5 protein-coding genes and 1 pseudogene are annotated in these 3,444 nt (G+C 66.7%); all 6 read left to right on the top strand.

Annotation, left to right across the window (positions count from 1 at the left end; translation table 11 throughout):
• On the top strand, positions 1–994 hold a 994-nt coding region (gene fahA / locus ABYB95_RS19730; RefSeq protein ID WP_372660816.1), incomplete at its 5' end, for a fumarylacetoacetase.
• A gap of 14 nt (positions 995–1,008) precedes the next feature.
• Positions 1,009–1,494 carry a DUF3237 domain-containing protein gene (locus tag ABYB95_RS19725; protein WP_372660813.1) on the top strand — a complete coding sequence of 162 codons (486 nt, stop codon included), beginning with the start codon at positions 1,009–1,011 and terminating at the stop codon, positions 1,492–1,494.
• A 66-nt stretch (positions 1,495–1,560) separates the two neighbouring features.
• Complete coding sequence (locus ABYB95_RS19720) at positions 1,561–2,163, top strand: TetR/AcrR family transcriptional regulator (protein ID WP_372660810.1); 603 nt, start codon at positions 1,561–1,563, stop codon at positions 2,161–2,163.
• Positions 2,164–2,236: 73 nt separating this feature from the next.
• Complete coding sequence (locus ABYB95_RS19715; protein ID WP_372660807.1) at positions 2,237–2,365, top strand: hypothetical protein; 129 nt, start codon at positions 2,237–2,239, stop codon at positions 2,363–2,365.
• Positions 2,366–2,379: 14 nt separating this feature from the next.
• Positions 2,380–3,273: an alpha/beta hydrolase gene (locus tag ABYB95_RS19710; protein WP_372660804.1), complete on the top strand. Its 894-nt coding sequence runs from the start codon at positions 2,380–2,382 to the stop codon at positions 3,271–3,273.
• A gap of 47 nt (positions 3,274–3,320) precedes the next feature.
• Positions 3,321–3,444: pseudogene (locus ABYB95_RS19705) on the top strand (acetyl-CoA C-acyltransferase); the annotation flags it as partial.

Raw genomic sequence — 3,444 nt, 5'->3', positions numbered from 1 at the left:
TGTGGCCACGGCCTTGCGGCAGTGCCTGGTGCCCCTGGCTGACGTGGAATACCAGTTGCCCGCCCGCATCGGTGACTACACCGACTTCTACACCTCCATCCACCACGCCCGCAACGTGGGCCGCGTGTTCCGCCCGGAAGATCCGCTCACCCCCAACTTCCAGTGGATTCCCATCGCCTACCACGGCCGCGCCTCCAGCGTGGTCATCAGCGGCACGCCGTTCCACCGCCCCATGGGCCAGGCCATGCCGCCCGGCGCCCAGGCACCGGTGTACGGCGCCTGCAAGCGCATGGACTACGAGCTGGAGATGGGCTTTTACATCGGCCACGGCAACCCACAGGGGCAGCCCATTCCCCTGGCCGAGGCCGAGGCCCATATTTTTGGCATGTGCCTGCTCAACGACTGGTCGGCGCGCGACCACCAGTTCTGGGAAATGAACCCGCTCGGCCCCTTTCTGGGCAAGAACTTCTGCACCACGGTCTCACCCTGGATCGTGACCATGGAAGCGCTCGCACCGTTTCGCGTGCCGTTCTCGCACCCGACGGACGAGCCCCAGCCCCTGCCCTATCTGGACACGCCCACCAACAATGCCCAGGGCGGTGTGGACGTGCAGCTCGAAGTGCGGCTGGAGACCGCGCAACACCGCGCACGCGGCCTGGCGCCCGACCGCCTCTCGGCCACCAGCTTTCGCCACCAGTACTGGACCATCGCGCAAATGGTGGCCCAGCACACCGTGGGTGGTTGCAACCTGCAAACCGGCGACCTGCTGGGCACCGGCACCATCTCCGGCCCCACCGCCGAAGAAGCGGGCGCGATCGTAGAACTCAGCCTGGGTGGCAGCCGCTCCATCCCCGTGCCGGGCACGGGCGAGCAACGCACCTTCCTGGAAGACGGCGACGCCATCATCCTGCGCGGCTGGTGCGAAAAACCGGGCGCGGCCCGCATCGGCTTTGGCGAATGCAAAGGCCAGGTGCTGCCGGCCGTGGGCGCTTGATGGCGGAGCCGTCCATGGCCTTGGGCACCCCGGTTCTTGAACCGGTGATGGACTTGTCCGTCACCGTGGCCACGCCGCTGGAGGCGGGCCAGATCACCGGCACGCACAGCCACGGCCTGCGCCGCATCATCCCGATCACCGGCGGCACCGTGCGCGGCCAGTTGAACGGGCGGGTGCTGGCCGGTGGTGCCGACTTTCAGCTGGTGCTGAGCGAGACCATGGCCGACCTGGACGCGCGCTACCTGCTGCAGCTCGACGACGCGCAATGGCCCGGCGCCCATGTGTATGTGCAGAACCGCGCGCTGCGCCGGGGCTCGGCGCAAGACATTGCCAAACTGGTGCGGGGCGAGCCGGTAGACCCGGCGGCGATCTACTTCCGTTGTGCGCCGACCTTTGAAGTCTCGCACCCCGCCCTGGGGTGGATGACCGAGAGCCTGTTCATCGGCACCGGTGCACGCTTTCCCGACCGGGTCGAGATGCGCTTTTTCCGCGTCGCCTGATCGGCAGAAACACCTTTCCCAGAAGGGTGTCTTTCATATTCGCACGCTTGTGCTAATATTTGCTCCATGGACACCCGGACCCAAAAAAGCGAACTGACCCTGGCCGCCATCGTGGGCGCAGGCATCGACATCGCCGGTGCCGAAGGTCTGGAGGCCATCACCCTGCAGGCCGTGGCCGACCGCATTGGACTGAGCAAGAGCGGGGTGTTTTCGCGCATCGGTTCGCGCGAAGCTTTGCAAAAAGCGGTGATCGAAGAATTCGGGCGCCGCTTTCTGGCCGATGTGTTTGTGCCGGCCATGCAAAAACCCAAAGGCCTGCCCCGGCTGGACACCATTGTGCAGCGCTGGATCGTGCGCCTGCGCGACGTGGAGGTGCAGCAAGGCTGCATATACACGGCCGGCGCCTTCGAGCTGGACGACCGCGAAGGCGAGTTGCGCGATCTGCTACTGAGCGAGGTGACGCGCTGGCGCGCCGCCTTGCGGCGCACCGTCACCCAGGCGGTGGAGACCGGCGAGCTGGTCGCCGACACCGACCCCGAACAACTGGTGGGCGAGATATCCAACCTGGCCATGGGCCTGGTACACGACGCCCGCTTCTTGCGCGACCCGCACGCCGCCGACCGGGCTTTGGCCACCTGGGCGCGTTTGCGCAAAAGTTACCAGGCCTGAGAAGGCCCCTCCCTGTTTCTGACTGTGGTGCTTTGTCTAAATTTCGCACAACTGTGCGATTAAGGAGTTCGCGATGGAAAACGGCTTGCTGCTGGTACTGGGTCTGCTGTTGTTCGGGCTGGTCGCTGTCTGTCTGCGGGCGCTGGTTCAACACTGGACACGCGATATCCCCAAATCCGCCAACGACTGGATTTTTTTCTAAAGGAAACCCCCGCCATGAGCCCCTCTGCCATCGAAGCCACCTCGGCCTTTTACGCCACCAGCCCGGGCCTGCGCCTGTTCCGCCTGAGTTTCACCACGGTGCAACGCCTGTGGCCCGCGCTGGCGGTGCAAGCGGCCTACCGCCTGTTCGGTACGCCCTTGCCACCCCGCTGGATGGCGCGCCACCGTCCCTGGGACGCGCCCTGGCAGATCGGCACGCTGCCGTTTGAAGACGCCAGCATCACCCTGTACACCCGGACCTCCGCCCCGGATGCGCCGAACGCGCCGGTGGTCTTGCTGGTACACGGTTGGGGCGGCCACGCAGGCCAGATGCTGGCGCTGGCCGAGGCGGTGGCCGACCTGGGCCTGCAACCGGTGATCGCCGAGATGCCCGCACATGGACGCAGCCGGGGTGCCATCAGCAACCTGCCGCAGTTTGCGCGCGCCATCGACTACCTGGGCGCGCGCCTGCAACACCAGGGGCAACCGGTGCGCGCACTGGTGGCGCACTCGCTGGGCGCCAATGCTGCGGCCTTCTCGGTCAGCCGGGGTTTGCCGGTGGAGCGCCTGGTGTTGCTGGCACCACCCGCTTCGCCGCGCGCCTTCACCCATTTGTTCGCGGCGGTGTTCGGTTTGTCCGAACGCACGCGCGCGGCCATGCAGCAACGCGTCGAAACCCGGGAAGGGGTGCTGATGGCCCAGCTCGAACCCGCCGTGGTGGGGCCTCGCATCCAACGCCCCACCCTGGTGGTGCACGACCGCGAAGACCGCATCAACGCCTTCGCCGATGGCCTGGCCTACCAGCAGGCGATCGGCGGCGCGCAGCTGCTGGCCACACAGGGCCTGGGCCACCGCAAGTTGCTGAAAGACCCGCAGGTGCTCGACGCGCTGAAAGACTTTCTGCGCTGACGCCGCCCGGTTTCACGTTCCGTTTCAACCCAGCACCGAGAACCACCATGAACGCCTACCTGATCGACTACGCCCGTTCGCCGTTCCACTTCGCCCGCAAGGGTGCTCTCGCCGGCCTGCGCCCCGACGATCTGGCCGCGCAAGTGGTGAAGGCCCTGGTGGCGCGCCAGC

The sequence above is a fragment of the Hydrogenophaga sp. genome, assembly GCF_041633695.1.
GTDB lineage: Bacteria > Pseudomonadota > Gammaproteobacteria > Burkholderiales > Burkholderiaceae_C > Hydrogenophaga.
This window is presented reverse-complemented; position numbering and strand designations above follow the sequence as displayed.

Bases quoted from the DNA above. Each gene is read 5' to 3' on its own strand.
- ABYB95_RS19725 (WP_372660813.1), top strand. From the start codon at position 1,009: ATGGCCTTGGGCACCCCGGTTCTTGAACCGGTGATGGACTTGTCCGTC.
- ABYB95_RS19720 (WP_372660810.1), top strand. From the start codon at position 1,561: ATGGACACCCGGACCCAAAAAAGCGAACTGACCCTGGCCGCCATCGTG.
- ABYB95_RS19715 (WP_372660807.1), top strand. From the start codon at position 2,237: ATGGAAAACGGCTTGCTGCTGGTACTGGGTCTGCTGTTGTTCGGGCTG.
- ABYB95_RS19710 (WP_372660804.1), top strand. From the start codon at position 2,380: ATGAGCCCCTCTGCCATCGAAGCCACCTCGGCCTTTTACGCCACCAGC.